This window comes from Citricoccus sp., assembly GCF_035445025.1.
In the GTDB taxonomy this organism is placed as follows: Bacteria; Actinomycetota; Actinomycetes; order Actinomycetales; family Micrococcaceae; genus Citricoccus.
Genome location: NZ_DAOMPX010000040.1, coordinates 1 through 25,748 on the forward strand (window position 1 = coordinate 1; position 25,748 = coordinate 25,748).

Annotated in this window: 22 protein-coding genes and 1 riboswitch; of the genes, 5 read left to right on the forward strand and 17 right to left on the reverse strand. The window is 68.6% G+C overall.

Annotated elements, in window-relative coordinates; translation table 11 throughout:
• Positions 1-332 precede the first annotated feature (332 nt).
• From PLJ28_RS11815 to PLJ28_RS11825, 3 genes are read left to right on the forward strand one after another with little or no spacing between them, the layout of a single operon-like run.
• On the forward strand, positions 333-1,409 hold the full coding sequence (locus PLJ28_RS11815) for a tyrosine-type recombinase/integrase (protein WP_298044885.1): 1,077 nt from the start codon (positions 333-335) through the stop codon (positions 1,407-1,409).
• Positions 1,406-1,744, forward strand: coding sequence for a helix-turn-helix domain-containing protein (locus PLJ28_RS11820; protein WP_298044883.1), 339 nt, complete (start codon positions 1,406-1,408; stop codon positions 1,742-1,744). Before PLJ28_RS11815 ends, PLJ28_RS11820 begins: the two co-directional genes overlap by 4 nt.
• Positions 1,734-3,233 (forward strand): site-specific integrase, encoded by a 1,500-nt coding sequence (locus PLJ28_RS11825; RefSeq protein ID WP_298044881.1) that lies wholly within the window; start codon positions 1,734-1,736, stop codon positions 3,231-3,233. The genes PLJ28_RS11820 and PLJ28_RS11825 overlap by 11 nt, the downstream gene beginning before the upstream one ends.
• A gap of 41 nt (positions 3,234-3,274) precedes the next feature.
• Here PLJ28_RS11825 and PLJ28_RS11830 read toward each other — a convergent pair whose 3' ends face one another.
• From PLJ28_RS11830 to PLJ28_RS11900, 15 genes are all read right to left on the reverse strand, one after another.
• The gene (locus PLJ28_RS11830) at positions 3,275-3,481 is read right to left on the reverse strand and encodes a hypothetical protein (protein ID WP_298044879.1); all 207 of its coding nucleotides are present in this window, start codon (positions 3,479-3,481) and stop codon (positions 3,275-3,277) included.
• Positions 3,482-3,967: 486 nt separating this feature from the next.
• Positions 3,968-4,606 (reverse strand): methionine ABC transporter permease, encoded by a 639-nt coding sequence (locus tag PLJ28_RS11835; RefSeq protein WP_298044959.1) that lies wholly within the window; start codon positions 4,604-4,606, stop codon positions 3,968-3,970.
• 29 nt (positions 4,607-4,635) lie between these two features.
• On the reverse strand, positions 4,636-5,667 hold the full coding sequence (locus PLJ28_RS11840; RefSeq protein ID WP_298044878.1) for a methionine ABC transporter ATP-binding protein: 1,032 nt from the start codon (positions 5,665-5,667) through the stop codon (positions 4,636-4,638).
• Positions 5,668-5,760: 93 nt separating this feature from the next.
• The gene (locus PLJ28_RS11845) at positions 5,761-6,528 is read right to left on the reverse strand and encodes a MetQ/NlpA family ABC transporter substrate-binding protein (RefSeq protein WP_324590168.1); all 768 of its coding nucleotides are present in this window, start codon (positions 6,526-6,528) and stop codon (positions 5,761-5,763) included.
• 418 nt (positions 6,529-6,946) lie between these two features.
• On the reverse strand, positions 6,947-7,984 hold the full coding sequence (locus PLJ28_RS11850) for a methionine synthase (RefSeq protein ID WP_298044874.1): 1,038 nt from the start codon (positions 7,982-7,984) through the stop codon (positions 6,947-6,949).
• Between the two features lie 25 nt (positions 7,985-8,009).
• The gene (locus PLJ28_RS11855; protein ID WP_298044957.1) at positions 8,010-9,008 is read right to left on the reverse strand and encodes a putative oxygenase MesX; all 999 of its coding nucleotides are present in this window, start codon (positions 9,006-9,008) and stop codon (positions 8,010-8,012) included.
• Positions 9,009-9,105: 97 nt separating this feature from the next.
• Complete coding sequence (locus PLJ28_RS11860) at positions 9,106-10,431, reverse strand: cystathionine gamma-synthase (protein ID WP_298044872.1); 1,326 nt, start codon at positions 10,429-10,431, stop codon at positions 9,106-9,108.
• Between the two features lies 1 nt (position 10,432).
• Positions 10,433-11,761, reverse strand: a complete 1,329-nt coding sequence (locus PLJ28_RS11865; RefSeq protein ID WP_298044870.1) for an O-acetylhomoserine aminocarboxypropyltransferase/cysteine synthase family protein — start codon at positions 11,759-11,761, stop codon at positions 10,433-10,435.
• A gap of 5 nt (positions 11,762-11,766) precedes the next feature.
• Positions 11,767-11,878: riboswitch (SAM riboswitch) on the reverse strand.
• A gap of 189 nt (positions 11,879-12,067) precedes the next feature.
• On the reverse strand, positions 12,068-13,072 hold the full coding sequence (locus PLJ28_RS11870; protein ID WP_298044869.1) for an ABC transporter substrate-binding protein: 1,005 nt from the start codon (positions 13,070-13,072) through the stop codon (positions 12,068-12,070).
• Positions 13,073-13,085: 13 nt separating this feature from the next.
• Positions 13,086-14,579 carry an NtaA/DmoA family FMN-dependent monooxygenase gene (locus tag PLJ28_RS11875; protein ID WP_298044868.1) on the reverse strand — a complete coding sequence of 498 codons (1,494 nt, stop codon included), beginning with the start codon at positions 14,577-14,579 and terminating at the stop codon, positions 13,086-13,088.
• Positions 14,580-14,649: 70 nt separating this feature from the next.
• Entirely contained in the window at positions 14,650-15,804 is a 1,155-nt protein-coding gene (locus tag PLJ28_RS11880; protein ID WP_298044866.1) for an LLM class flavin-dependent oxidoreductase, read from the reverse strand.
• Positions 15,801-16,967 (reverse strand): LLM class flavin-dependent oxidoreductase, encoded by a 1,167-nt coding sequence (locus PLJ28_RS11885; RefSeq protein WP_298044864.1) that lies wholly within the window; start codon positions 16,965-16,967, stop codon positions 15,801-15,803. Before PLJ28_RS11885 ends, PLJ28_RS11880 begins: the two co-directional genes overlap by 4 nt.
• Complete coding sequence (locus PLJ28_RS11890) at positions 16,967-18,019, reverse strand: ABC transporter substrate-binding protein (protein WP_502877087.1); 1,053 nt, start codon at positions 18,017-18,019, stop codon at positions 16,967-16,969. The genes PLJ28_RS11885 and PLJ28_RS11890 overlap by 1 nt, the downstream gene beginning before the upstream one ends.
• A 41-nt stretch (positions 18,020-18,060) precedes the next feature.
• The gene (locus PLJ28_RS11895) at positions 18,061-18,867 is read right to left on the reverse strand and encodes an amino acid ABC transporter ATP-binding protein (protein WP_298044863.1); all 807 of its coding nucleotides are present in this window, start codon (positions 18,865-18,867) and stop codon (positions 18,061-18,063) included.
• Complete coding sequence (locus tag PLJ28_RS11900; RefSeq protein WP_298044861.1) at positions 18,864-19,976, reverse strand: amino acid ABC transporter permease; 1,113 nt, start codon at positions 19,974-19,976, stop codon at positions 18,864-18,866. Before PLJ28_RS11900 ends, PLJ28_RS11895 begins: the two co-directional genes overlap by 4 nt.
• A gap of 310 nt (positions 19,977-20,286) precedes the next feature.
• Here PLJ28_RS11900 and PLJ28_RS11905 point away from each other — a divergent pair, with 310 nt between their 5' ends.
• Both PLJ28_RS11905 and PLJ28_RS11910 read left to right on the forward strand, forming a co-directional pair.
• Positions 20,287-22,287, forward strand: a complete 2,001-nt coding sequence (locus tag PLJ28_RS11905; RefSeq protein ID WP_298044860.1) for an FAD/NAD(P)-binding protein — start codon at positions 20,287-20,289, stop codon at positions 22,285-22,287.
• Between the two features lie 160 nt (positions 22,288-22,447).
• Entirely contained in the window at positions 22,448-22,900 is a 453-nt protein-coding gene (locus PLJ28_RS11910; RefSeq protein ID WP_298044954.1) for a GNAT family N-acetyltransferase, read from the forward strand.
• 651 nt (positions 22,901-23,551) lie between these two features.
• Here the strand turns inward: PLJ28_RS11910 and PLJ28_RS11915 are convergent.
• Positions 23,552-25,081, reverse strand: coding sequence for a sodium:solute symporter family protein (locus tag PLJ28_RS11915; protein WP_298044952.1), 1,530 nt, complete (start codon positions 25,079-25,081; stop codon positions 23,552-23,554).
• 2 nt (positions 25,082-25,083) lie between these two features.
• The gene (locus PLJ28_RS11920; RefSeq protein ID WP_298044858.1) at positions 25,084-25,332 is read right to left on the reverse strand and encodes a hypothetical protein; all 249 of its coding nucleotides are present in this window, start codon (positions 25,330-25,332) and stop codon (positions 25,084-25,086) included.
• Positions 25,333-25,748: the final 416 nt, after the last annotated feature.

The following is a 25,748-nucleotide window of genomic DNA, read 5'->3' on the forward strand; positions in this document are numbered from 1 at the left end:
AGCAACCAAGTGCCGCTCTCTTGCAGCCGCATCAGATTGGGCGCCGATAACCATTGTTACGTCAAGTGGCACTCTGCGTATCTCATCTGATGCATCATTCTCTTGCGATGCACCCCTCTCCCGCTAGGCCTGCGAAACAGGTCACTGACAAGAGGTTTAGGCCCGCGGATCGTCGTGCTGGAGGCGACGATCGGCCCGTGCGGTTCTGGAGCAGGATATTTGCCTCACCCGCGGGACCTGGGCCATTGCGCTGTTGATGCATCCGATGAAGGATCCATTCATCTGTTGAGACGGCGGTCGGAGGCTCCGTGGCGGTCGATAAGGCGGGTCGGGTGCATCTGGTGGCCGCGGCGGCCCTGCTGCATCCGGAGCAGCAGATGGTCGAGGAAATGCTCGAGGGATGGCGCAATCAGCAGCTGTGCCGGAACCTGCAGTTCGCCACGATCGATCAGCGGATCCGGTATGTGCGTCGGTTCCTGGATCACGTCAACGAGTTCCCCTGGCACTGGACGCCGGGGATGGTCGAGGAGTACTTCGCCGATCTGCGCTCGGTGCGACGGCTCAGCCACGCCACGGTGCGCGGCCAGCAGTCGGCGCTGCGACATTTCACCTCGTACATCTGCTGCCCGGACTACGGTTGGGACCGGGTCTGTGAGCAGCTGTTCGGCATCCATCCGGCCCAGGTGTTCTTCGACTGGAACACCGCCGCGCATGCTCAGGAGTACGAGGCCCGGCCGGCCAAGCGCCCGTTCACCCGCCGGGAGTTGCAGCGACTGTTCGACCACGCCGACGACGAGGTGCAGCGCATCGCCGCCTCGGGCCGCAAGGGCTGGGCCCCGGCCTACCGGGACTCGGTGATGCTCAAGGTCGCCTACTCCTACGGGCTGCGATTCAACGAGCTGCGCCACCTGCAGACGGTGGACTTCGCCACGAACCCGCACGCGCGCCGCTTCGGTACCTTCGGGATGTGCAAGGTCCGCTACGGCAAGGCCCGCCGCGGCTCCCCGCCCAAGCCGCGCAGCGTGCTGACCGTCTTCGCCTGGACCCCGGAGATCCTCCAGGCCTGGCTGGCCAACGGCCGCGGGAGCCCGGGCACCCTGGAGCTGTTCCCCAGTGAACGCGGTGGTCTGGTCCATGAATCCACGCTGCTGCGGCGGCTGCGCCGCTATTGCGCGGAACTGGAGTTGCCCGAGGGCCTGGATCTGCACTCGCTGCGCCGGTCCTACGCCACGCACCTGCTCGAGGACGGCTGGGACCCGATGTTCGTCCAGCACCAGATGGGCCACGAGCACCCCTCGACCACCGGGATCTACCAGTTCGTCAGCTCCGATTACCGCAATGCCACCCTGAAGGCCGCCCTGGACCGCACCCTGGCCCAGGCCGCCGGAACCCGGGAAGGAACCGAATGAGACGCGCGGTCGATTACACCTGGCGCCTGGCCGAACTGATGGCCGGGCGCGGACTGCACAACACCACCGAGCTGATCCCCCTGCTGGCCGACCGCGGCATCGCCCTCTCCCGGCCTCAGGTCTACCGGCTGGTGAACCAGCGCCCCGAACGGGTCTCGCTGCACCTGGTCTCGGCGATCTGCGACATCTTCGGCTGCGGGCCCGATGACCTGATCACCGTCACCGCCACCGACGCCCGACCCCGGAAGACCGGCACCTCCCCCGGCGTGAACGTGGTCGACCTGAACCGCGCGGTGAGGCCCCGCCGGGCCCGGATCATCGACGATGGACAGTGAGGCCCCGGCCGGGCTCACGCCCCGCTCCACCACCCGCGGCCGGCCCCGCACCACCGGGACGGTGATCTGCTCCCGCTGCCACCGCGCGGTCGGCCGGGCCCGCACCACATGGCCCGAGGGACCGATCTGTGGGATCTGCTACCACCAGGCCACCCGCACCCACGGCACCTGCCCCGGTTGCGGACAGCACCGCCTGCTGCCCGGACCACCCAACAACGCCGGCCAGCCGCGTTGCGCACCCTGCGCGGGGATCGCCCAGGACTTCGCCTGCGCCCGCTGCGGGCACGAGGGCGAGTTCTACCGCCGCGGCATCTGCGCCCGCTGCGCCCTGCGCGAGGACCTCACCGACGAACTCCTCCCCGGCTCCCCCGACCCCGAGCCGATCCGCCGGCTCATCGACGCCCTCTGCGCCGCCAGGCGCCCCGAGAGCATCCTGACCTGGAAACGCTCCACCAAGGTGAACGCCCTGCTGCAGCACCTGGCCAGCGGACAGACACCCCTGAGCCACGAGGCACTGGACGCCCACGGCACCGGCCGCCACATCGAGCACCTACGCGCCCTGCTGGTCCACCACGGACTACTGCCGCCACGGGACCACTACCTCGCACTGTTCCAGACCTGGATTCAGGTCAGGATCGACCCACTACCGCGGCACATCGCCGCAGTGGTGGAGCAGTTCGCCGCCTGGCACCATCTCAAGCGCATCCGGGCCAAGGCCGACGCCGCCGAACCCACCCAGGGACCGGTGCACTCGGCCAAGCAGGAGATCACCGAGACCATCAAGTTCCTCACCTGGCTCGATGCCACCCACCAGCGCACCGCGGCCAGCTGCACCCAGCAAGACCTCGACGCCTACCTCGCCAGCGGGCCGACCACCCGACACGCCATCCGCACCTTCATCGTCTTCGCCCACAGCACCCACCTGAACACCAACCTCAGTCTCGGACACCGCGCCGCGCGCACCAGCCCGGCCCTGACCCAGGACCAACGCCTGGCCTGGCTCAACGAGCTGCTCACCGGCACCAGCGAGTCCCTGCCCTACCGCACCGCCGGCACCCTGCTGCTGCTCTACGCCCAGCCCCTGATCCGGATCACCGGGCTACGCACCGGCGACATCACCACCACCGAGGACCACCTCCACCTGACCCTGGGCAAACACCCCACCCCCGTGCCTGCCCCGTTCGCCGAGTTGCTGGACCAGCACCTGACCACCCGACCGAACCTGAACACCGCCACCGGCCCCGACAGTCCCTGGCTGTTCCCGGGCACCCGCGCCGGCACCCACCTGCACCCGAACACCCTCCGCAACCGGCTCCGGGCCCTCGGGGTGAACCTGCTCGGCGCCCGCAACCGCGCCCTAGCCGACCTCGTCACCGAAGTCCCTCCCCCGGTGGCCGCCGACGCCCTGGGCTACAGCCACCAGGTCGCGTTCAAACACGCCGCCCACGCCGCCGAGCCCTGGGCCCGCTACGCCGGCCGACAACGCTAAGCGCGAATCCCCGGCAGCCCCCTGCTATCACCACACGGCTTCTACTGCTTCTGCCGTGCCTTCTTCAGAAACGGATAGGCAATCAACATGCCCACGGCAATCACCACGCCGGGGCGCAGATGCTCCCAGAACGACTGTTCAGGTCTCAGCACCGCACCGACCACCAGGAAACCGACAAGGACAGAAACCACCAACACAGCCAACGCCAACACTTCATAGCGCCGCGGCGGGGACCGCCGATCGTCCATGGCCTGGCTCCTCTGCTCGTGCCCTCCCGGGAGCATAAGTCACCGCCGGACATGATCGGACACGAGCGACCCACTCACGTCCTAGGCAACAAGACCCAGGTCAGGTTTACGCCCTCACCCGATACGCAGGGGTGCCAGTAGAAGTTTAACCATGTGCGCCCTTCGCACATCCTGAGGAAACGGATAACACCGTGGACGCGCACCTAATGCGAACGTCTGAGCAGGAGCTGACGCGTGCTGTGCCGGCCGTGTCGCGCTCCTGGGCGGGCTTAACCCGCGACCAAAGGCCGACTCAAAATACTCGGGTCGCTTTTGCCCGATGCCCTTGACGCGGAACCGGCAGATGATGCCTAGCCGATCATGCGATTGGCAATACACCGGCCCGATCATCGATTCAGTGCTCACCGTTGTTGCGCCATCGAATCTAGCGCTGCCGCAATTCCAGCGTTGCAGCAATGCAGGCGAACCGTGATGTGAAGCTGATCCCTAACGCCTCAGCACCCTCCGCGCCAGCAGGTTGCCCAGGGCTTGGATCACCTGGACCACGATCACGATGATGAATAGGGCCGCCCACGTGACCACTGGGTCGAATTGGCGGTAGCCGTAGGCGACGGCGTAGTTGCCCAGTCCTTCGCCGCCGATGATGCCGGCCACGGCGGACATATCCACTAAGGCGATGATCGCGAACGTGTAACCCAGCAACAGGGGCCCGAGGGCCTCGGGCAGGATGACCGTGCGGATGATGCGCCAGGGGCCGGCGCCCATGGCGCGGGCCGCTTCGATCACCCCAGGGTCAACGGCCATCAGGTTCTGCTCCACCAGTCGGGCGATGAAGAAGCTCGCCGCGATGGAAATGCCGAAGACCACGGCGTCTGAACCGATTCCGGTGCCGACCACTACGCGGGCTAGCGGCTGTACGGCGGCGATGAAGATGATGAAGGGCACCGGCCGGAAAGTGTTCACCAGGATCGAGATCACCCAGAAGACCACCGGCTGCTGCAGGATCCCTCCCTTGCGCGTCACGTACAGCAGCAGCCCCAGGATGAGTCCTGCGATTCCGCCAAAGAACAGCGCCAGCGCGACAATCCACATCATGATGCCGGTCTGCTCCAACAGGGTGGGCATCAACTCCGCAATCTGCGTCGTAATGTCGTTCACGGGGAAACCTCCTCGACCTTGACCAGGGACCCGACCGTGGATAGGGCCTCACGCACCCTGGAGGCGTCACCACGCACGGCGATCGTCAACAGGCCGTAGACCCTGCCCTGGATGGAGTCCACGCCACCGTGGACCAGATTGAAGTCCACGCCTGCCCGCGCCAGCGCCGCGAATACCCTCGCTTCGGTCGCGCCCTCGTCGGTGAAGGAGATAGTGAAGAATCGTCCCTGGTGCTGGGCCCGCAGTTCGGCCAGCTCGTCGCCGGTGGGCAGGTTCCGCACCACCGTGCGCACGAATCGCCTGGCCGTAGGTGTCTGGGGATTGGTGAAGACGTTGTAGGTCTCGCCAGACTCGACCACGCGACCGCGCTCCATGACCGCCACCTTGGTGGCGATGCGCGCGATCACGTCCATCTCATGGGTGATCACCACGATGGTCACACCGAGTTCTCGGTTGACCTTACCCAGCAGGTCGAGGACCTCGTCCGTGGTTTCCGGGTCCAGGGCCGAGGTGGCCTCATCGGCCAACAGGATGGCGGGATTGGCCGCCAGGGCGCGGGCGATGCCCACCCGTTGCTGCTGGCCGCCCGAGAGCTGCTCGGGGAAGTTGTCCGCCTTGTCCGCTAGGCCCACAAACTCCAACAGCTCCAAGGCCCGGTCCTTGCGATCCTTGCCCTTCCATCCGGCCACCTCCAGGGGATACTCCACATTGCGGCGGACCGATCGGGAACCCAGGAGGTTGAAGCGCTGGAAGATCATCCCGATGCCAGTGCGCATCTGGCGCTGCTTGCCGGCCGAGAGAGAGGTGATGTCCACGCCGTCGATCTCGATGCTGCCGCTCGACGCTGGCTCCAATGCGTTGATCAGACGTACCAGAGTTGATTTGCCGGCGCCGGAGTAGCCGATGATGCCATACACGTCGCCTTGCTCGATCTCGAGGGAGACGCTGTCCACGGCGATGACGGGGTTCCCGCCACGTTTAGCGGGCGGATACTCCTTGGTGACGTCCTTCAGGATGATGTGTAGCACGGGTGACGGGCCGTCCTTCCGAGGGCACCCGACGCCGGCCGGCACCTTCCCCGGGGAAGGCGCCGGCCGGCGTCGGGTTGAGAGGGTGTGTCCTTACTGGGCGTCGCGGAGGGCCGTCTCCGTCTCCTCGAGCGAGGACTGGAGTTCCTCAGCCGGAGTCTTCAAGAACACGGCGGTGCCGCCGGCGGACTCCTGGGCACCATCCAGGACGTCCTGGTTGGTCTGGTAGATCTCCACCAGCTTCTGCAGTACCTCATTGTCCACGTCCTTGGCCTGGGCCGCGAAGATGTTGACGTAGGGCAAAGCGGAGGGATCGTTGGGGTCGTCTTGGGCCAGGGCGTCCTCTGGCTTCAGGCCCGCGTCGTTGATGAAGTCGTTGTTCACGATGGCCCCGGCCACGTCGGGCAGGGAGGTCACAGTGACGGCCGCATCCAGGGCCTTGACGGTCACCTTGGACTTGTCCTTGATGACGTCCTCCAGGGTCGAAGAGGCGTTGCCACCATCCTGCAGGCTGATGAGCCCGGCCGACTGCAGCACCAGCAGTCCGCGGGCCTGATTGACGGTGTCGTTGGGCACCACGACCTCTTCACCCTCCGGGATCTGATCCACGGACTCATACTTCTCCGAGTAGAAGCCCAGCGGGTAGATCGCCGTGGCGCCAATCGGCTGAATGTCATCCCCAGAGGAGACGTTGTAGTCGGCCAGGTACTGGATGTGCTGGAACTGGTTGATGTCCAGCTCGCCCTCGCTCAAGGCCGGGTTCGGCTGGGTGTACTCGGTGAAGTCCACGATCTCCAACTGAATGCCCTCCGCCTCCACGGCCTCCTCGTAGGTGCTCCAGTACGGCTCGGATGCGCCCACGACGCCGAGCTGGACCGGGTTCGCCTCGGTGCCCAGTTCGGCTTCAGCCTGATCCCCGCCACCACCGCCGCATGCCGACAGAGCCAGGACACTAGCCAGTGCAATAGCGGACAGAGAGAGGGTGCGGGTGCGGATCATGGGGCGCTCCTGATCATGAGACGGATGGGTCGGAGACCATACAACACGACGGTGAGCGCCGGCATAAACCCCAGCGTTCATGAGCGGACACAGGCCACGCCGACGAGGGTGAATACACCACCCAAGATGACTGATGCGTCCCAGGGTGACGCCAAGTTACCCACGAGTTGCGATCACTTTCTCGAACGTAATCTAGCCCTGTGAGCAATCGATCATGCTGACCGTCGCGCTCCAGGCAGGCAGGATGGGAGACCCGTCGGCTAAGGGGTGCGCGCGGGAGTCAGGGGATCGCGCCGGGGAGTCCCGCCCGGATGATCTGCGCCCCTGCAGCCAGGGCCCTCATCTTGTCTCGCGCAACGCTCCGGGCCAGTGGCGCCATACCGCAGTTCGTGCTCGGGTACAGCTTGTCTGCATCGACGAACCGGAGCACGTCCCGGAGGGTGGCGGCCACCTCCTCGGGAGTCTCGATCGCGTCGCTGGCGACGTCGATGGCCCCGACCATCACCTTCTTGCCCCGGAGCAGTTCGATGAGCTCGACCGGGACGCGGGAGTTGTGGCGCTCCAGCGAGATCATGTCGATCGAGGACTGCTGGAGCAGCGGGAACGACGTCTCGTACTGGCGCCATTCCGCTCCCAGCGTGGCCTTCCACTCGGTATTGGCCTGGATGCCGTAGCCGTAGCAGATGTGCACGACCGTCTGGCTGCGCAGCCCCTCGGCCGCGCGCTCGAGGGCGGCCACGCCCCAGTCCTTCAGGTCGTCGAAGAACACGTTGAAGGCGGGCTCGTCGAATTGGATGATGTCCACGCCTGCCGCCTCCAGCTCGTGGGCCTCCTGGTTGAGGATCGTTGCGAACTCCCAGGCGAGCTTCTCGCGGCTGCCGTAGTGCTTGTCGGAGAGGGTGTCGATCATGGTCATGGGGCCGGGCAGCGTCCACTTGATGGGCTGGCTGGTTCGGGCACGCAGGGCCTTCGCGTCGTCGACGAAGACCGAGCGCTCACGGCCCACCGCGCCGACGACCGTCGGCACGCTCGCGTCGTAGCGGTCGCGGATCCGCACCGTTTCACGCCGCTCGAAGTCGACGCCGCTGAGGTGTTCGATGAACGTGGTGACGAAGTGCTGACGGGTCTGCTCCCCGTCGCTGACGATGTCGATACCCGCCTGGCGCTGCTCGTCCACGGCCAGGGCCAGCGCATCCCGCTGGCCCTCCCGCAGTTCCTCGCCGTCCAGCTTCCACGGCGACCACAGCGTCTTGGCCTCCGCGAGCCAGGAGGGCTTGGGCAGGCTGCCGACGATGGTGGTGGGCAACAGGGTGTTCATCGGTGGTTCTCCTTGTTTCGTGCGGTCAGGATGCATGTGTCGCGGCCCATCGCTCAAGGAGGCCCTGGTGTGGCTTCACGAAGTGCTCCTCCGTAAACTTCCCCTGCGCGAGGGCCAGGTGGCTGCGCTCCTCGCGGTCGTAGGTGACACGCGTCATCGAATAGTCGCGATGGTCCAGGCTCGGCCGGTAGACCCGGCCGGCCGCCGCGTTGGCGTTGTAGATCTCCGGGCGATAGATCTTCTGGAACGCCTCCATCGTGCTGATGAGGCCGATGAGCGCCAGGCTGGAATAATCGTTGAGGAGATCGTCCCGGAAGTAGAACGCCAGGGGCGCGACCGAGCCGGGGGGCATGAAGTAGCGGACGCGCAGCCCCATCCTCTCGAAGTATCGATCGGTCAGGGAGGACTCGTCCTGCCGATACTCGACCCCGAGTATCGGATGCCGATTCTCGAGCCGGCGGTAGGTCTTGGAACTCGAGACACTGATGCAGATCACAGGAGGCTGGGGGAACCGCTTCCGATAGGCATCGGAGTCCACGAAGTGCTGGAAGAGTTTCCCGTGCAGTGCGCCGAAGTCGCTGGGGATGCTGGACCGCGGCGCCCTCGCCTGGTGTTCCGGCAACACCACGCTGAAGTCGTAGTCACGGAGGTAGGACGAGAAGTTGTTCCCCACGATTCCGTCGAGACGTACGTTGGCCAGCGTGTCCCGGATCCCCACGTCGAGCATCTCGACCAGGGGGAACGCCGCGTCCTCGCCGTACGCGGTGAAGAGCAGGTCGACGGAGACGATGTCGATCTCCACGGCATAGCGGTCACGGCCCGGGTTGTCCCAGTGCGCCAGGTCGTTGAAGCGATTCTCGATCATCGCCAGGGTGTCGCGCAGGTTCTGCTGACGGTCGGCGCCGCGGGCCAGGTTCGCGAAGTTCGTGGTGCCGCGGGAACTGGATGACGGGGAGTAGTCCTCATCGAAGCGGGTGGTGCTGATCCCGAAGGTGAACTCGTTCGTCCTGGTGATCCGATCCATCGATTCCCCCCGATCGTCCGCGAGCCGGCTGCCCCCGTCCGTCCCGGTCCCGACCGCCCGTCGCTGCTGCTCGTGCACTGCTCTCCCGAGACCCGTCTCAGTCATGCTTCCGACACCCCCGGGCTGGCCGGAGGACGTCGTTGCGGGCTCCGGTGGCTCCGGCTCCCCGCGCCGGTCGGCGCCGCGACGCTGACACCGCGTCGATCCATCCGAGACTTCGAACGCAGTCCAGGGCCGCCTCGAGGTCGGCCCGCAGGTCGGTGACGTCCTCGACGCCCACGGACAGCCGGACTAGGTCGGCCGGGACCTCCAGGGCGGTGCCGCGCACGGAGGCGTGGGTCATCTCGGAGCAGTAGCAGATCAGGGACTCGACCCCGCCGAGGCTGACCGAGAGCGCGAACAGCTCGGTGGACTGGGCGAAGGCCCGCGCGGCGGGCTCTCCCCCGGTCAGCCGGACGGACACGATCCCGCCGTAGCCGTCCATCTGCCGGGACGCCAGCTCGTGCCCGGGGTGCTCCGGCAGTCCCGGGTAGTAGACCTGCGCGATCCCCGGTTGGTCCTGCAGCCAGCCGGCCAGTTCCGCGGCGTTCGCGCCGTGCCGGTCCATGCGCAGCCCCAGGGTCTTCAGCCCGCGCGCGGCGAGGTAGCTGTCCTGCGGCCCGGCCACCGCGCCGGCGGCGAACTGCTGGTAGCCGACCGCCTCGGCCAGGTCCCGCCCCCGGTACTCCCGGTCGGCCACCACCACGGCCCCGCCCAACACGTCCGAGTGCCCGCCGATGTACTTGGTCGTGGAGTGCACCACCGCGTCCGCACCGAGGTCCAGGGGCCGCTGCAGGTACGGGGAGGCGAAGGTGTTGTCCACCACCAGCAGCGCCCCGGCCCGGTGGGCGATCTCCGCCCAGGCGGCCAGGTCCGCGATGCCCAGCAGCGGGTTCGACGGGGTCTCCACCCACAGCACGGCCGTGGTGCCGGGGCGGACCGCCGCCGCGACCGCCATGGGATCGGTGATGTCCACCGGGGTGTTCTCAACGCCCCACGGCGCGAGGACGCCGTTGATGAGCCGGTTCGTCCCGCCGTAGCCGTCTCCGCCGAGCACGATGTGGTCCCCGGGGCGCAGCACCGAGCGCAACAGGGCGTCCTCGGCGGCGAGCCCGGAGGCGAACGCGAACGCCCGGCTCCCGTGCTCCAGGGCGGCCAGTTGGGTCTCGAAGCCGTTGCGCGTGGGGTTGGACCCGCGGCTGTACTCGTGGCCGCCGCGCAGCAGGTTGATGCCGTCCTGGACGAAGGTGCTGGTCTGGTAGATCGGCGGCACGACCGCCCCGGTCAGCGGGTCCGGCTCCTGGCCGGCGTGCACCGCCGTCGTGTTGAAGCCCCGGCGGGTGTCCTGCGCGGTGGCCAGCGCGGCGTCGTTCAGGAGGGTCATCTCAGCGCACCTCCCCGGCCAGGGCGGAGGTCGGCACGGTGGCCGGTACCGAGACCGGCACGGTGGCCAGCGCGCGGTCGAGGTCCGCGACCAGGTCCTGCGGACACTCCAGTCCGATGGACAGCCGGATCGTGGTCTCGCCGATCCCCGCGGCCTCGCGGCGGTCCGGGGCGAGGCGACAGTGGGTCATGGTGGCGGGATGACAGACCAACGAGCGCACGTCGCCCACGTTGGCCACGAGCTGGAACAGCTCCAGCGCGTCGATGAACGGGCCCACGGCCTCCGGTCCGGCCGCCAGGTCGAAGGAGAACACCGAGCCGGTGCCGTGCGGGAAGTCCCGCGCGGCGAGGGCGGCACTGGGGTGCCCGGGGATCCCCGGGTGGTGGACGCGCCCGACGGCGGGGTGCCCGGCCAGGTGCTCGGCCACCGTGAGGGCGGTGGTCCCGTGCCGGGCGATGCGGACCTCGAGGGTCTCCAGGCCCTGGATGAACTGCGCGGCGCTGGCCGGGGCGAGGGTCGGGCCGAGGTCGTGCAGGAACTTGCTGCGGGCCAGCGCGAGGTACGCGCCGCGGCCGTGCCGGTCGACGAGCGTCTGCCCGCCGTAGCGAGCCTTGGGCCGGGCCAGTTGTGGCCACCGTTCCGGGGCCGCGCCGTAGTCGAAGGTCCCCCCGTCCACGATCGCCCCACCGAGCACCGTGCCGTGCCCGCCGAGGAACTTCGTGGCCGAGTGCACCACCACGTCAGCGCCGTGCTCCAGTGGCCGGTACAGGGCCGGCGTGGCCAGCGTGCTGTCCACGATCACCGGCACGCCGGCGCCGTGGGCGATGTCCGCCAGCGCCGGCAGGTCCGGCAGGGTGGCCAGCGGGTTGGTGATGGCCTCGAGGAAGAACGCGCGGGTGTCCGGCCGGATCGCCGCGGCCCACGCCACCGGGTCCGCGGGGTCGGCGAACGTGACCTCAATGCCGAAGTCGGCGAAGGTGTCCGTCAGCAGGTCCACCGTCCCGCCGTAGAGCTGACTGGAGGCGACCAGGTGCTTGCCGGCGTGGAGCAGGGTCAGCAGGGACAGGGCGACGGCGGCCTGGCCGGTCGCGGTGCCGATGGCCCCGATCCCGCCCTCCAGGGCCGCCAGCCGGTTCTCGAACACGGCCACGGTCGGGTTGCCCGTGCGGCTGTAGGTGAAGCCCGGGGTCTCCAGCCGGAACATCGAGGCGGCCGTGGCGTGGTCCGGGAAGCGGTAGGCCGCCGTCTGGTGGATGGGCACGGCCACCGGCCAGTAGGGGGCCTCGGGCTCGTAGCCGGCGTGGATCTGTTCCGTGGCGTGATGATTCATTTGATCCTCCATCGATCCTGGCGGTAGCACCGTGCCGGCCGGTCCCGGTGTCCCGGGTCGGTTGGCTGGTTGCTGCGGCGTCGTCGAGCCAGATCTCTCGGCCGCTCTGGATGGTGTGGTGGGCCAATCCCACTCGATGGACCCGGTGGGAGTCCAGCGGCGGGCGGGCAGGTGCGTCACAAAACCGCACGTCGGGACATCTTCGGGCCGGACGGTCGCGTCGGCCGCTGCGGCCGGCGTCGGGACCGGGTTTGTGACAGGTTGTGACGGGGCCGGGAGGTGTCGGCCGGTCCGCCCACCGGCCGCTCAGTCCTTCAGTCCGGGTGGGTTCAGCGCGGAGGCGTCGATTCCCTCCTCGGCCAGACCCCACTGCTGGAGGATCTGCCCGTACACTCCGGTTTCAATCAAGTGGTCCAGTCCTGACTGGGCGGCCTCACCCAGCCCCGTGCCCTTCTGCACGGCCACCGAGATGTGCGCAGTGTCGGGCCAGCCGCCGGCCACCAGTCCGACCAGCCGGGTCTGTCCCGTCTGGGCGGCCTTGTAGGCACCGGTCGAGTTGGGACCGAAGGTGGCGTCGGCCCGGCCGGCCTGCAGCGCGAGGCCGGCGGCGGAGTCGTCCTCGTAGTACTGCAGGTCCACCGGATCCAGTCCGGCCTTTCGGTTCTGCCGATCCCACGCCATCAGAACTTTCTCCTGGTTGGTGCCGGACCCCACGATGACCCTCAGACCCGCCACGTCCTTCGCCTCGGTGATCTGTTGGATGTCCGAGTCCGAGGTTACGTAGAACCCGAGCTTGTCCTCGCGGTAACTGGCCATGTCGTACTTCTGCTTGCGCTCGTCCGTCACCGTGACGTTGGAGATGACGGCCTCGTACTTGCCGGACTCCAGGCCCAGGGGCCAGTCCTCCCAGGCGACGGGGACTAGCTCCAGCTCCAAGCCGAGGGAGTCGGCGAGGGCGGAGGCGATGTCCGGATCGCTGCCGACGGGCGTCGCATTGTCCGTGGCGTAGACCGAGAGCGGAGCCGAGTAGGGGACGGTGGCGACGGTGAGCCTGCCATCGGCGGACACCGCTTCCGGGACCAAGGCAGCCGCCTCCTCGGACGCCGTGGCCCCGGGGCGTTCGCGGTCCGGGGACAGGTCCACCGTGGTGCCGCTGCCGATATCGACCTCGGCGGCACCGGTGGCGGCGCTGCTACCGGGATCGGAGCAGGCGGTCAACCCGAGCAGTGCGGCCAGCCCGGTGGCGGTGAGCGCGGTGAGACTCCGGTGGCGGTTCCGGGGCCGCGGGACGGTGCGGAGGGTGGTGGTCATGCTGGGGGTCCTCTCAGGTGGTGGCCGGCAAGGCCGGCCGGCCGGTGTCGTGGTCTCGGTGGGCTGCGCGGGTCCCGATGGCGGCGCACGAGTCGCCCGTGCCGTCCGCAGCTCCTGCGTCAGAGCCCTCGCCCTCGGGCCAGTCCAGGCCCAGGTGCTCGCGCAGGGTGTCCCCGGCGTACTCGGTCGGGTACACACCTCGGTCCTGCAGTGCGGGGACAAGGTGGTTGACGATGTCGTCGAGCCCGGAGGGGATCAGCCACGGGGTGATGTTGAACCCGTCCACGGCACCGAGCCGGGCGTACTCGGCCAACCGGTCGGCCACCTCGGCGTAAGAGCCGGAGAACGTCCGGGCGGCACCCCGGGAGGAACGTTCACGGACGAACTGCAGGATGTTCTGGCCCTTCTCCGCGGCCTCACGCCGCCACGCGCCGGTCAGCTCTGCGGCCTTCGCGCCCTGAAATCCGCTGCCCCGGGTCACGTCGGTCTCATCCACGGCCGGGGCAATCTCCGGCAACGGGCCCTCGGGATCGACCCCGTCCAGGGGCCGGCCCCAGAACTGCTCGAGGTAGGCGATCGCCTGCTGCGGGCCGACCTGATGACTGCGTACCCACTCCAGCTTCTCCTGCGCCTCCCGGACGGTCGGGGCGAGTACGAACTCGGTGCCGGGCATGATCTTCACCGCGCCGGCCGGCCGCCCGGCCCTCACGGTGCGCTCGGTGATGTCCCTCCGGAAGGCCAGGGCATCGTCGAGGGCGTTGTGGGCTGAGAAGATGACATCGGCCTGGCGGGCGGCGAAGTCCCGGCCGGTGGGTGAGTCACCCGCTTGGAAGAGCACCGGCCGGCCCTGGGGGCTGCGCGGCAGTCGGGAGGTGTAGTCCACCGTGTAGTGCTGGCCCTCGTGATGGACCGGTTCGATCCCGTCCGTGTCCAGCCACTGCGGTGCCGTGCCGTCGGCAGCGATGGCCTTCGCGCCCCAGGAGGCCCAGATGCGCTTGGCGGTGCGCACGAAGGCCTCGGCGTGGGTGTACCGGTCGGCGTGGTCCAGGTAGCCACCGCGGCGGAAGTTTGCCCCGGTCCAGGCGTTGTCCGTGGTGACGATGTTCCAGGCCGCCCTCCCCCCGGAAATGAGGTCCAGGGAGTGCAACCGGTGAGCCAAATCCGCCGGGTCGTTGTAGGTGGTGTTCTGCGTGGCCACCAGCCCAATCTTCGTGGTGACCTGCGCCAGGGCCGCGAGCATGGTCTGGGCGTCGGGCCGGCCGACCACATCGAGGTCGTGCAGGTGGCCCAGGTGTTCGCGCAGCCGCAGTCCCTCCCCGAGGAAGAAGGCGGCGAACAGGCCCTGCTCGGCGGTCTGGGCCAAGCGCCGGAAGGACTCGAAATCCGTTTGCGAACCGGCCTCGGGGACGTTCCAGACAGTGGAGGAGTTCACCCCCTGGAAGAAGACACCGAACTGGAGTTGGTGCCTCGGCCGACTGGGGGTGGTGGATGCATTGTGGTCTGACATCTGAAGGTCTCCTGGTCTTCTCGGACGTCCGGTCTCGTCGGGCCGTTCAGGCGGTCGGGCGCTCGGCCCGTCAGGCGGTGGCAAAGCGGCTCGCCGGGCGGGCCAGGCCCAGGGTCTGACGGAAGGTGCGGCCGGGCCCCACGGGGGCCAGCAGCCCGGCCCGGCGCAGTTCCGGAAGCACCAGGTGCCCCAGCTCGGCGGCATCGACGTCCAGGACCGCCGGGTGGATTCGCACCCCGCCGGCTACGGTGAACAGTTCGGCGAGGTAGTCGGTCAGTTCCGTAGCGGTCCCAGCGAACAGTGCCGGGCCACCGGTGGCGGCCTCCCACGCCTCGAGCTCGGCCCAACGGGCCGCGCCGCTCTGCCCCCGCGCGTCGAGCACCACCGTCAGTTCCGCCACGACCGTGTCTGCGTCCAGGCCTCCAGCGGACCGGGCGGTCGCCGCGGACAACAGGGCCTCGGGGTCGGCGGCGGAGACCAGCACGGCGTCGGCCCCGTGGACGGCGTCCAAGCGCAGGCCGTCGCCGACCCCGGAGCGGTCCAGGAACTGTGTCGGCGCCCATACGGGCAGCTGGCCCTGCAGTGGACGCGGGATGATCGACGGGCCCTTCACCGAGAACCGCTTTGCCTGCACGTCGGCGTAGTGGACCTTGTCCCGGTCGATGTACCGCCCGGTGCACCGGTCCCGGATGACCGCGTCGTCCTCCCACGTGTCCCAGAGTCGGCGGTTCGCGGCCACGACGTCTGCCGCCTCACCACCCAACTCCGCTTCTGGCAGCGCATCCCTCCCGACGGCGGACCCCTCCTTGGCCAACCCGCGGGCGGATACGATCCACCCGGCCCGGCCTGAGGAGACGTAGTCCAGGGACGCCAGTTGGGTGGCCACGTGGAACGGTTCGGTGTAGACGGCGTCCACGACCGGGACCAGGCCGATCGCCCGGGTCGCCGGCGCGGCGTGGGCCGCTCGCTGCACCGCATCCAGACGCGCGGCTGGGCCGTGCGTGGGAGCCAGCCGGCCGTCGTCGAAGGTCACGGCGTGGAAGCCGGCGATCTCGGCGTCCTGGACCACGCGCACGGTACGCGGCCCGGTCAGGACCTCCGCGGGGTCCCGGCCGGTGACGCGCCACGCGGCCGGGTGGGCGCCGTCACCGTCGACCTCCAGGGCCAGGATGCCGCGACCACCGCGGGGTGGGGTGTTATTGGTGAATCGGGTGCTGCGGGTCATGGTGTCCTCCATCCGGCGGGCACGGGTTCCACCGGGTGATCAGTGCTGGTCGATGGGCCGGGATGGGCCGTGCTGGTCGGTGCCACGCCCTCGGTCCTGGCGCCGTAGGGATCCTCCGGACCCCACAGGGTGGTGGGCGCCGCGTCCCGCACGAGCGGGATGACCTCGGTGGCGAAACGCTCGAGGACCTCCAGCTGATCGGCGAAGGGCAACGTCGTCGGCAGGGAGATGGACTGCAGGTCGTGTCCGTACGCCACGTGGTAGTCCAGGATCTTCCGGGCCACGTCCTCGGGGCTGCCCACCAGCGCCGGGCCGTGCGAGACGGCATGGTCGATGTCCCGGAAGGGCGTGTTGTTGCCCGGCACGTCCCGGCTGGCCGTCAGCGCCTCGTAGACCGGGCCGAAGCGGCGCTTGGCCTCGGACGTGGTGTCCGCGATGAACACCCCGCCTGCCCCGGACCCGGAGCCGATGTACCGGTGCCGCGGATCGTGGCCGGCCTCGTCGTAGCTGCGCACGTAGTGCTCGATCAGCACCCGATAGTTCTCCCGGGGCTGGATGGCGTTCGCGGTGAACAACGGGTCCCCCCACCGGCCGGCCAGCTCCGCCGAGGCCAGGGACGTCGCCGAACCGTGCCAGACCCGCGGGGTCCCCGCGAAGGGGCGTGGCGTCGTCGTGGTGGGCTCGGTCAGCGGGGCGCGGAACCGGCCGGACCAGGTGACGTCCTCCTCATCCCAGAGCCGGCGCAGCAGCGCGTACTTCTCGGCCAACAGGTCCCACTGGTCGTCCAGGTCCAGGCCGAACAGCGGGTACTGCAGCACCTCGTTGCCCTTGCCGATGGTCAACTCCAGCCGGCCCCGGGAGAGCTGGTCGATGGTGGCGTAGTCCTCGGCGACCCGCACCGGGTCCAGCACCGACAGCACGGTCACCCCCGACTGCAGGCGGATGCTGGAGGTCGCCGCCGCGATGGCCGCCAGCACCGTGGTCGGGGAGGAAGAGATGAACTCCCCCGCGTGCCGCTCGCCCACCGCGAAAGCTTCATAACCTAGCGCCTCGGCCCGGAGGGCGGTCTCGATGACCTGCTCGAGCCGTTCGGCGGTGGAGACCATCTGTCCGGTGAGGGGGTTGCGCTGGTGCGGGATGATGTCCAGGACCTGGAATCGCATCAGGAAGCCTGGAAGGTCTCGGCGGTGACAACCTCGGACTCTGGCACGGCCTCTTCGCCCAATCCCCAGCGGTCCAGGACCTCGGCGTAGCTGCCGTCCTCGATGGCGGAGTCGATGGCCGCGCTGATCGGTTCGGCCAGGCCGCTGCCGCGCAGGGTCGTGGCCGCGACGAGGGTCTCGGAGGGCCAGCCGGCGTTGACCTTGCCGACAACCTTCAGATCGTCCCGGGTGTTCTCCCGGTAGACGGTGCTCGGATACGGGGCGAAGTTCAGGTCGATGCGCCCGGAGGACAGGGCCAGGATGGTGTCCGCCTCCGAGGAGTAGTACTGCAGCTCGGCCGGGGTCTTGCCCTCCGCCTCGAGCTCCTCGTTCCAGGCCAGCAGGATCTTCTCCTGGTTGGTGCCCGAACCCACGGCGACCCTCAGGCCGGAGATGTCTTCGGCCCCGTCGACCGCGAGGTCGGACTCCGTCTTCGCCTCGAAGCCCATGTAGGCCGCCCGGTAGGGAGCGAAGTCGAACTTCTGCACCCGTTCGCCGTTGATCCCGACGTTGGAGAACACCGCCTCGTACTCCCCCGCCTCGGTCTTCAGGGGCCAGTTCTCCCACGACGTGGTCTGCAGCTCCAATTCCAGCCCGAGCTTATCGGCCACCAACTGGGCGATGTCGATCTCCGTCCCGACCACGGTCCGGTCGTCCGTGGCGTGGAAGGACAAAGGGACCGAACCCCCGGTGGAGCCGATCGTGAGCTTGCCGTCCGCGGCGATGTCCTGCGGCACGAGGGCGGCCAGCTCGGGGTCCTCCTCGGCGCGGATGCGGCCCTGCTGTTCAGGGCTGGCGTCGTAGACGATGCCGTTGGCCCCCGTCAGCGCCCCGGGGCTGGCCTCGGCCTCGGTCGCGGACGTCGCGGCGCCGGCCTGTCCCGTGACCGGGTCGGAGCAACCGGCCAGAGCCAGCAACCCGACGGCGGCGGCCGCCATGACCGCGAGGCGGGGCGAAGGGCGGCGGGGCGGGACGGGGCGGGTCGCCGCGATGCGGCGGTCGGTGACGTTCATGGTGGAGTCCTGGTTCTGTCGATGCGGGTGGAGACGGTGGCTCAGATGTCGTAGGCCGGCTCGAGGACCTTGGAGAGGAAGGCCCGAGTCCGTTCGTGGCGGGGTGCGCCGAAGATCTCGGCCGGGGTTCCCTCCTCGACGATGACCCCCTGGTCCATGAACACGACGCGGTCGGCCACGTCGCGGGCGAAGGTCATCTCGTGGGTGACGATCACCAGGGTCGTCCCGGACTCGGCCAGGTCACGGATGACGTCCAGCACCTCGTTGACCAGTTCGGGGTCCAGGGCCGAGGTTGGCTCGTCGAACAGCACGATCTTCGGATCCAGGGCCAGCGCCCGGGCGATGGCGACCCGCTGCTGCTGCCCGCCGGAGAGCTGGCGGGGGTAGGCGTGGATCTTGTCCGCCAGCCCCACACGCGCCAGGAGCTCGACGGCCCGGTCCTGGACCGAGGCCTTGTCGCGGCGCTGGGCGTGGATGGGCGCCTCGGTGACGTTCTCCAGGGCGGTCAAGTGCGGGAAGAGGTTGAAGGACTGGAAGACCATGCCGATCTGGGTGCGTTGGGCCAGCACCTCATGCTCGCGTAACTCGTGGAGCCTGCCCTTGCGGGGCCGGTAGCCGATGAGCTCGCCGTCTACGGCAATGGTGCCGCGGTCGACCCGTTCCAGGTGGTTGATGGTGCGCAGCAGGGTGGACTTCCCGGAGCCCGACGGACCGAGGACGGCCACCACCTCACCGGGTTCCACGGTCAGGGTGATGCCCCTCAGGACCTCGTTCGCACCGAAGGACTTGTGCACGTCACGGATCTGGATGAGGCCGCGGGTGGGCTCAGTAATCGACGCGGTGGTCATCGGTCGCCCTTTCTGGTCACGGACAGGTTCGCGGAACGAACGGCGAGGAACCGCCGGAGCTTCTGCAGGGGTGTCAGGGGCAGGGTGCGCAGGGCACCCTTCGAGTAGTGCCGCTCGATGTAGTACTGGGCCACGCTCAACACCGAGGTGATGACGATGTACCAGAGGGTCGCCACCAGCAGCAGGGGCAGCACCTGCTGGGTGCGGTTGTAGATCACCTGCACGGTGTAGAACAGCTCGGAGTAGGCCAGGACGTAGACCACCGAAGTGCCCTTCACCAGGCCGATGATCTCGTTGAACGCCGTCGGCAGGATCGAACGCATCGCCTGGGGCAGCACGATCCTGGTGCTGCGCCGCCATGCGGGAAGGCCCAGCGCGGACGCGGCCTCCAATTGGCCCTGGTCCACGGACAGGATGCCACCGCGAATGATCTCCGCCGAGTACGCGGCCTGGTTCAGCGTCAGGCCGAGGATGGCGGCCGCGAACTGGCTGATCAGCGAGGTGGTGCTGGCCTCGAAGAACCGGACGTCGGTGAACGGGATGCCGAGGCTGATCTTGTCGTAGAGGTAGCCGAGGTTGTACCAAAGCAGCAGCTGCACCAGCAGCGGGGTTGAGCGGAAGATCCAAGAGAACGTCCAGGACACCGAGGCCAACAGTGGTGAGGAGGACAACCGCATCAAGGCGAGTAGGAACCCGAGGACGAAGCCCAGGATGCCGGCGATCGCGGTGAGCTTCAGCGTCTCCCCCAGCCCGCGGATCACCGACTCGGCGGTGAACCACTGGGCCACCACGTCCCACTCCCAGCGCGGGTTGGTGAACAGCGACCACATGATGGCGGCCACCAACAGTCCGACGATCACGGTCCCGACCCAGCGGCCCGGGTGCCGGGCCGCCTGGACCGGGTAGTCCGAATAGTCCGTCGCCGGTTCCCTCGCCCCCGCGCCCGGGGGACGCCCATCCCCGGGGCGCGGCTCGGCGTCGGGATGGTCCTGGGCTGCGCTGTCGGCCAGGCCACCGGGTGTGGCGGCCGACGGCGTGCCGGCGGGACCGGTGCTGCTCCCCGCGCCCGGTGGCGCCGGCCGTACCTCGGTGTTCGGCGTCGTCGCCATGCTGGACTCCCTTCCGGCGTCTGACGGCCGTCGGAAGGCCACCGACGGTGCGTGTGACCGACACGCTATGAACGGCACCGGGGCGGATCCACCGGGACGACGCGCGGCGCAATCCACGTCCGATGCCGTCGTCCGGTGTCACCGGAGGTCATCGGACGACGCATCCGCGGCGCTGTGTGTCGCCCTGTGTCATTCCGGCCGCGTGGGCCGGGATTGCGACGCAGCTTGACGTGTCTTAACCGTCGCCCTCGCCGAGCCGGCGGCCTGTTTCTACGCTGGGGGCCGCCGCACCGATCACGGAGGACACCGCATGGCACATATGACAGGCACCGCATACGGCACCGCCGGCCGGGACCTGGTCCTGGTCGGTGGTGGGCCGCGGGCCGCCATGCTGCTCGAACGCCTGGCCGCCAACGCGCCCCTGCTCGCCCCGGGGCCGGTGCACGTCCACCTGGTCGAGCCCTTCAGTCCCGGTTCCGGGCGAATCTGGCGGCGCGAACAGAGCCCGCTTCTCAAGCTGAACTCCATGGCTCAGGACGTCACCCTGTTCACGGACGACTCCGTGGAGTGCGCCGGCCCCGCGCAGGACGGGCCGTCCCTGACCGAGTGGCGCGACGCCGTGCTGGACGGCCGGTTGGCCGACGTTCCACCCCTGGACGAGGATCTGCGCCACCAGTTGCAGGAGCTGGGCCCGCAAGACTTCCCGACGCGCCGGCTCCACAGCGTGTACCTGGAATGGTTCTTCCAGCGCACGGTCGCCCGCCTCGGCGATCACCTCTGCCTCACGGTGCACCAGGACACCGCGGTCGGCATCCACCGCGAGGGCACCGACCGCTGGCGGGTCCAGTTGGCCGGAGGTACCGAACTGGGCGCCGATGCCGTCGTCGTGGCCGTCGGGCACACCGAGTCCACCCCGCCGGAGGAGTCCGCGCGCTTCGCCTGCTTCGCTGCAGCGCACGCCGCCCACGGCGTGGTCCATGTCCCGCCGGCCTACACCAACGACGTCGACCTGGCGGTGCTGCAACCGGGAGAGGATGTCATCGTCGCCGGTATGGGCTTGGCGTTCATCGACCTGATGGTGCTGGTCATGGAAGGCCGCGGAGGATCCTTCCACGAACGGCCCGACGGCCGGTTGCTGTACCGACCCTCGGGCCTTGAACCGCGGCTCTGGGTGGGCTCCCGCCGCGGCGTGCCCTACCACTCCAAGATCCGCGGCGGACTGAAGGGTCTGCCCGCAGAACCGCCGCGGTTCCTGACCCGGGCAGCGGTGGACGCCCTGCGCGACGAGCACGGTCTGCTCGACTTCGCCACACACCTCTGGCCGCTCATGGCCAAGGACATGGCCTACGCCTACTACCGTGAACTGGTCACCGGCCACCCGGAGCGCGTCCGCCTCCCGTGGACGGATTTCTCCGAACGGTTCGCGGCCACGGACTGGTACTCCGATTCCCGCCGCGCCCTGGTCGCCGGCGCCGTCCCAGACCATGCGGACCGCCTGGAATTCGAGGACGTGAACCGGCCGTTCCACGACCGGCAGTTCTCCGGGATGGACGAGGTCCAGCGCGCCATCACCGGATACATCTCCCGGGACCTGGACCTGCGCGACAGTGGCCAGAACTCAGAGACCCTGGGACTGTTCCTCGGCGTGCTCGGCGTCTACATGGAACTCGGCCGAGTGCTGCCGCTGGGGGCCTTGACCCCGGAATCACGCAGCATCGTCTCCGGATGGTGGCACGGCTTCTTCAGCTTCGTGGACTCCGGGCCACCGGCCCACCGCCTGCGCGAACTGCTCGCCCTGCACGAGACCGGCCTGGTGCGGTTCCTCGGGCCGGGCCTGGAAGTGGGCACCGACGAGCAGCGCGGGGTCTTCACCGCTGCCTCCTCCCAGTCCCCCGTCAGGATCAGTGCTCGTGCGCTCGTCGAGGCGCGGCTGCCGGCAGCGACCCTGACCACGGCCACTGAACCCCTGCTCCGGCAGCTCAAGGCCGACGGGATCGCGGTCGAGGACCCGGCAGGCTCCGGCAAGATGCTGGTCGACCCAGACCAACGGGTCGTGACCTCCGGCCAGGTGCCGGCCGACCGGTTGTTCGCGGTCGGCGCCGGCACCACCGGCTGGGGGCAAGGCGCCTTCGCCCGGCCGCGGAGCAACGCCGCACCCTTCCGGGACACGGACGCCCTGGCCCGCACCATCCTGACCGCCCTGGCCGGGGAACCGGAACGGCCTTCGACCGAAGATGCCCTCGAGGTGCCGGACCTTCCCGAGGATGAGATGATCGCCCGCATCGCCATGGCCCACAGCAGTGTCGGATGATGCCATGAACCACCCCACCGCCCCGGTCTCGCCCCAGCCGGCGACCTCGTTGTCCCCCGGTCCGCCACCAGACGTGGTGCCCGTCTCCCCGGGCCACCCGACCGCGGCCGCGCGCATCGGCCCCGCCGACGTCGCGGAGTGGATCGTTCTGCGGTTGCCCATGGACGACCCGCGCGTCACCCCGCTGATCGAGGGACTGACGATCGAGTACGACACCCGCTACGGTTCGATGTACGGCGGGGCCAGCGAGGAAATGCGCCGCTACCCAGCCGAGGAGTTCGCAGCCCCGCACGGCGCGCTGCTCATCGTCCAGGAGCGCGGGCAGTCAGTGGCCGGTGGGGCCTACCGACAATATGACCGGCACACCGCGGAGCTGAAGCGAATCTGGACCCACCAGGAGCATCGCCGGCGGGGCCTGGCCCGATTCGTCCTCACCCACCTGGAAGCAGAGGCGATCCGCAACGGCTACCGGAGGCTATACCTGACCACCGGCCCCCGACAGCCCGAGGCAAAACACTTGTACCTGGCCACCGGATACCAAGCCGGCTTCGACCTGGACGCCGACCCGGAGTCCATCACGCACCTGGCCTTCACCAAGCACCTGCTTGCCTGAGATGGACCAGTTGGGACGCCGGGCCGTCTTCGAGCGCAAGCACGTCGCTGCGCCAGGAACTTTAACCTAGCCAAGACCCGAACAGGCTCAGCCGGCTGACCAGTATGCCCCTCCTCCATTGGCGTTTAAGACGGATCGCCGTCATGCCGCGATCATCTCGATTGCTCCCGGCTGGTCGAAGTCACGGGCAAAGACCACTGCTATAGAAATGCAAGCCCCATCAGCCACCACAACATCAAGGGTCAATGCTCGTGCCGAAATTGAAAACGCGAGATCACAGAGACATCCAAGTGAACCTGTTCGATCCCGGGGTCAAGCCCCTTGTGGTGGTGTAGTGGTCTGATCCTTCACGGGGTCAGGCGCTGAGGCCGAGGGTGAGGGCGGTGTCGGTGTCCACTCGAGGGTGCTGTGAGAGGTTCACTCGAAGGATCACACGGTGGCCGCGTCCACCTCTGAGACGACGTGCCCGACCACCGGGCGTTACACCACTATGCGGGACTCAACTTGGCGAGGTCCTCCACGGGTTCGGCAAACGCTCCGCGATAGCGTGTAGCGGGGTGGCGTTCGTTCGGCCGGTCGACGCCGAACATCTTGGCCCACAAGGCGCCGGGGGCGTATGCGGTCTTGTTGGGAGCCGCAATGAGCCAGAGGTTAGGAACGCACGGGATCCAGTTCCTGGCCGGGCACTGGTTCGACATCCTGAGCCTGCCGGTGGGCGGCGGTGGCCAGCGGCGCGAACAACGCGTCGACCCGGCGTCGTTCCTCGGTGCCGGTCGGAACCAGGTAGGCGCACGCGATGTACACCGCGGTGTTGACCAGCAGCCCGGCGACGCCGGAGGTCACCCCACCGAGCCAGGGCACGGAGGTCGGGTAGATGACCTGCAGTACCCCGGCCGTGCCGATGCCGGCCAGCATCGAGGCCACGGCGGCCACGGCGTTGCCGCGCTTCCAGAACAACCCGAAGTACAGGGTCGGGCCCAACTGCACGATCCCGGCGTAGGAGACGATGGCCAGCATGTATAGGGCCGGGGCCTCGAGCCAGATCAGCGCGCAGACGGCTGCGGCCACGGTGATGATGACGGTGCCGATCTTTGCCATCCGGGTCTCGCCCTGGCTCTGCGCGTCCGGCACCGTGCGGGTGAAGTCATTGGAGAGCTGGGCGCTGGAGGCCTGGATGAGCGCATCGATATTTCCCATGGTCGCGGCCAGCACGATCACCCCGGCCAGAGCCACCAGCACCGGACCGCCGACGGCCGCGACGGTGAACCACACCGAGTTCGGGTCCTCGGCCACGCCGGGGAAGGACGCGGCCAGCAGCGCCACGGTGCACAGGCCCGTGGAGAACGCCATCAGGATCGGCGCGGACAACACCGTGGATTTCTGGATGGCCGCGGTGCTGCGCGCGGTGAACAGGCGCACGAACACGTCCGGCCAGCACCAACCCCCGATCGCACCCACGAACACCAGCGAGAAGAAGTACAGCGGGCCGGCCTCGCTGCCCGGGCCCGGCAGCAGGTAGTAACCCTCCGGCACGGCGTCGAACCCATAGCCATGGACCAGCAGGTACACCAGCAGGCCGACAATGACCACCAGTCCAACCCCGTAGGCCACGATGCCCTGGACCATGTCCGAGATGACGACCCCACGCATGCCCATCCGCACCGTCCAGATCTGACGGAAGGACAGCACCAGGATGCTCAGGATGATCGCCACGACGGCCGGGGTCGCCCCGAAACCCAAGTGCACGAACACCAGGCCCAATGACTGCATGCCCAGCACGATCCACGGGAACGCGGCCACCAGGGCGATCAGCCCGGCGGTGCGGCGCACGGCGCGGGAGTTGTAGCGGAAGCCGAGCAGTTCGGCCTGGGTCCGCAGGTCGAACCGCTTGCCCCAGACGTGGACGGGCTTGGCCATAAAGAACATCAACGCCAGGGCCAGCAGTGAGTAGAACACCAGGTAGTAACCGATGATGCCGCCACCGGCGACCATCCCGGCGAAGGAGATAAACACGGACCCGGCCAGCCAGGTGTTGAGGAAGGACATCGTCTGGAACCACGGGCCGAACGAGCGGCCCCCGGTGGTGTAGTCGCTGAAACCGGACGAGCGGACGCGGGTGCGTTCCAGCACGACCACGACCACTGCCAAAAACAGCGCGATGGCCCCGTAACCGATGAGCATGTTCACTGGCCGGCCCCTTCCGCTTCAACGGTCCCCTCGGCGGTGCGCCCGCTGAGGTAGACGGCGATGATGCCCACGGTGATGAGCGCGGCCGTGCCGATCAGGTAGGTCATCGCGGTCGCCGCGGCGCCCAGGGACCAGTGGAAGACCGGCAACAGCGCCGCGACGAATCCGGCCGCGAGCACAAAGAACGCGACCGACCGCCCCGGGCGGGATACCCCAGACGGTGCGGGACTGGGTTGAGTAGTCATGGAACGTCCTTCGCAAAGAGTCCTTCACCGAACCAGGATTCGTCGGGAGCTGGCATCTCGCGGCGAGATCGGCAGGTCGAGTGTGGTCGCGGACATCCCCGGGTGGCCATTAAGACGGCACGAACCGTCATGTCAGGTCACAACCGGGCGCCTCCCATCCGGTGCAGCACCGATGGCGTCATCCGGCGTCACGAGACCTCGCCGAAGCCCCGGCTTGGCCGGCGGGGCGGGCCTACAGTGGCTTTGCCGCTTTGGGGGGTCACCACGGCATCGCCCACCGTTAGACCCGACCATGAGCTCCAATGCCATCACCATTCCGCCCCGTTCGGTGGTCCGCCCGGCGGCACCGCCCCCACCATGGCCCCGTGGCACGTGCAGGAGAACAAGTGGCGCGCCGCCCGCTACGGGCTGGACGC

Excerpts from the sequence above, each read along its gene's own strand:
- PLJ28_RS11820 (WP_298044883.1), top strand. The coding sequence starts at position 1,406 with ATGAGACGCGCGGTCGATTACACCTGGCGCCTGGCCGAACTGATGGCC.
- PLJ28_RS11825 (WP_298044881.1), top strand. The coding sequence starts at position 1,734 with ATGGACAGTGAGGCCCCGGCCGGGCTCACGCCCCGCTCCACCACCCGC.
- PLJ28_RS11830 (WP_298044879.1), bottom strand. The coding sequence starts at position 3,481 with ATGGACGATCGGCGGTCCCCGCCGCGGCGCTATGAAGTGTTGGCGTTG.
- PLJ28_RS11835 (WP_298044959.1), bottom strand. The coding sequence starts at position 4,606 with ATGCCCACCCTGTTGGAGCAGACCGGCATCATGATGTGGATTGTCGCG.
- PLJ28_RS11850 (WP_298044874.1), bottom strand. The coding sequence starts at position 7,984 with ATGAACACCCTGTTGCCCACCACCATCGTCGGCAGCCTGCCCAAGCCC.
- PLJ28_RS11855 (WP_298044957.1), bottom strand. The coding sequence starts at position 9,008 with ATGGATCGGATCACCAGGACGAACGAGTTCACCTTCGGGATCAGCACC.
- PLJ28_RS11860 (WP_298044872.1), bottom strand. The coding sequence starts at position 10,431 with ATGACCCTCCTGAACGACGCCGCGCTGGCCACCGCGCAGGACACCCGC.
- PLJ28_RS11865 (WP_298044870.1), bottom strand. The coding sequence starts at position 11,761 with ATGAATCATCACGCCACGGAACAGATCCACGCCGGCTACGAGCCCGAG.
- PLJ28_RS11870 (WP_298044869.1), bottom strand. The coding sequence starts at position 13,072 with ATGACCACCACCCTCCGCACCGTCCCGCGGCCCCGGAACCGCCACCGG.
- PLJ28_RS11875 (WP_298044868.1), bottom strand. The coding sequence starts at position 14,579 with ATGTCAGACCACAATGCATCCACCACCCCCAGTCGGCCGAGGCACCAA.
- PLJ28_RS11880 (WP_298044866.1), bottom strand. The coding sequence starts at position 15,804 with ATGACCCGCAGCACCCGATTCACCAATAACACCCCACCCCGCGGTGGT.
- PLJ28_RS11885 (WP_298044864.1), bottom strand. The coding sequence starts at position 16,967 with ATGCGATTCCAGGTCCTGGACATCATCCCGCACCAGCGCAACCCCCTC.
- PLJ28_RS11890 (WP_502877087.1), bottom strand. The coding sequence starts at position 18,019 with ATGAACGTCACCGACCGCCGCATCGCGGCGACCCGCCCCGTCCCGCCC.
- PLJ28_RS11895 (WP_298044863.1), bottom strand. The coding sequence starts at position 18,867 with ATGACCACCGCGTCGATTACTGAGCCCACCCGCGGCCTCATCCAGATC.
- PLJ28_RS11900 (WP_298044861.1), bottom strand. The coding sequence starts at position 19,976 with ATGGCGACGACGCCGAACACCGAGGTACGGCCGGCGCCACCGGGCGCG.
- PLJ28_RS11905 (WP_298044860.1), top strand. The coding sequence starts at position 20,287 with ATGGCACATATGACAGGCACCGCATACGGCACCGCCGGCCGGGACCTG.
- PLJ28_RS11910 (WP_298044954.1), top strand. The coding sequence starts at position 22,448 with ATGGACGACCCGCGCGTCACCCCGCTGATCGAGGGACTGACGATCGAG.
- PLJ28_RS11915 (WP_298044952.1), bottom strand. The coding sequence starts at position 25,081 with ATGCTCATCGGTTACGGGGCCATCGCGCTGTTTTTGGCAGTGGTCGTG.
- PLJ28_RS11920 (WP_298044858.1), bottom strand. The coding sequence starts at position 25,332 with ATGACTACTCAACCCAGTCCCGCACCGTCTGGGGTATCCCGCCCGGGG.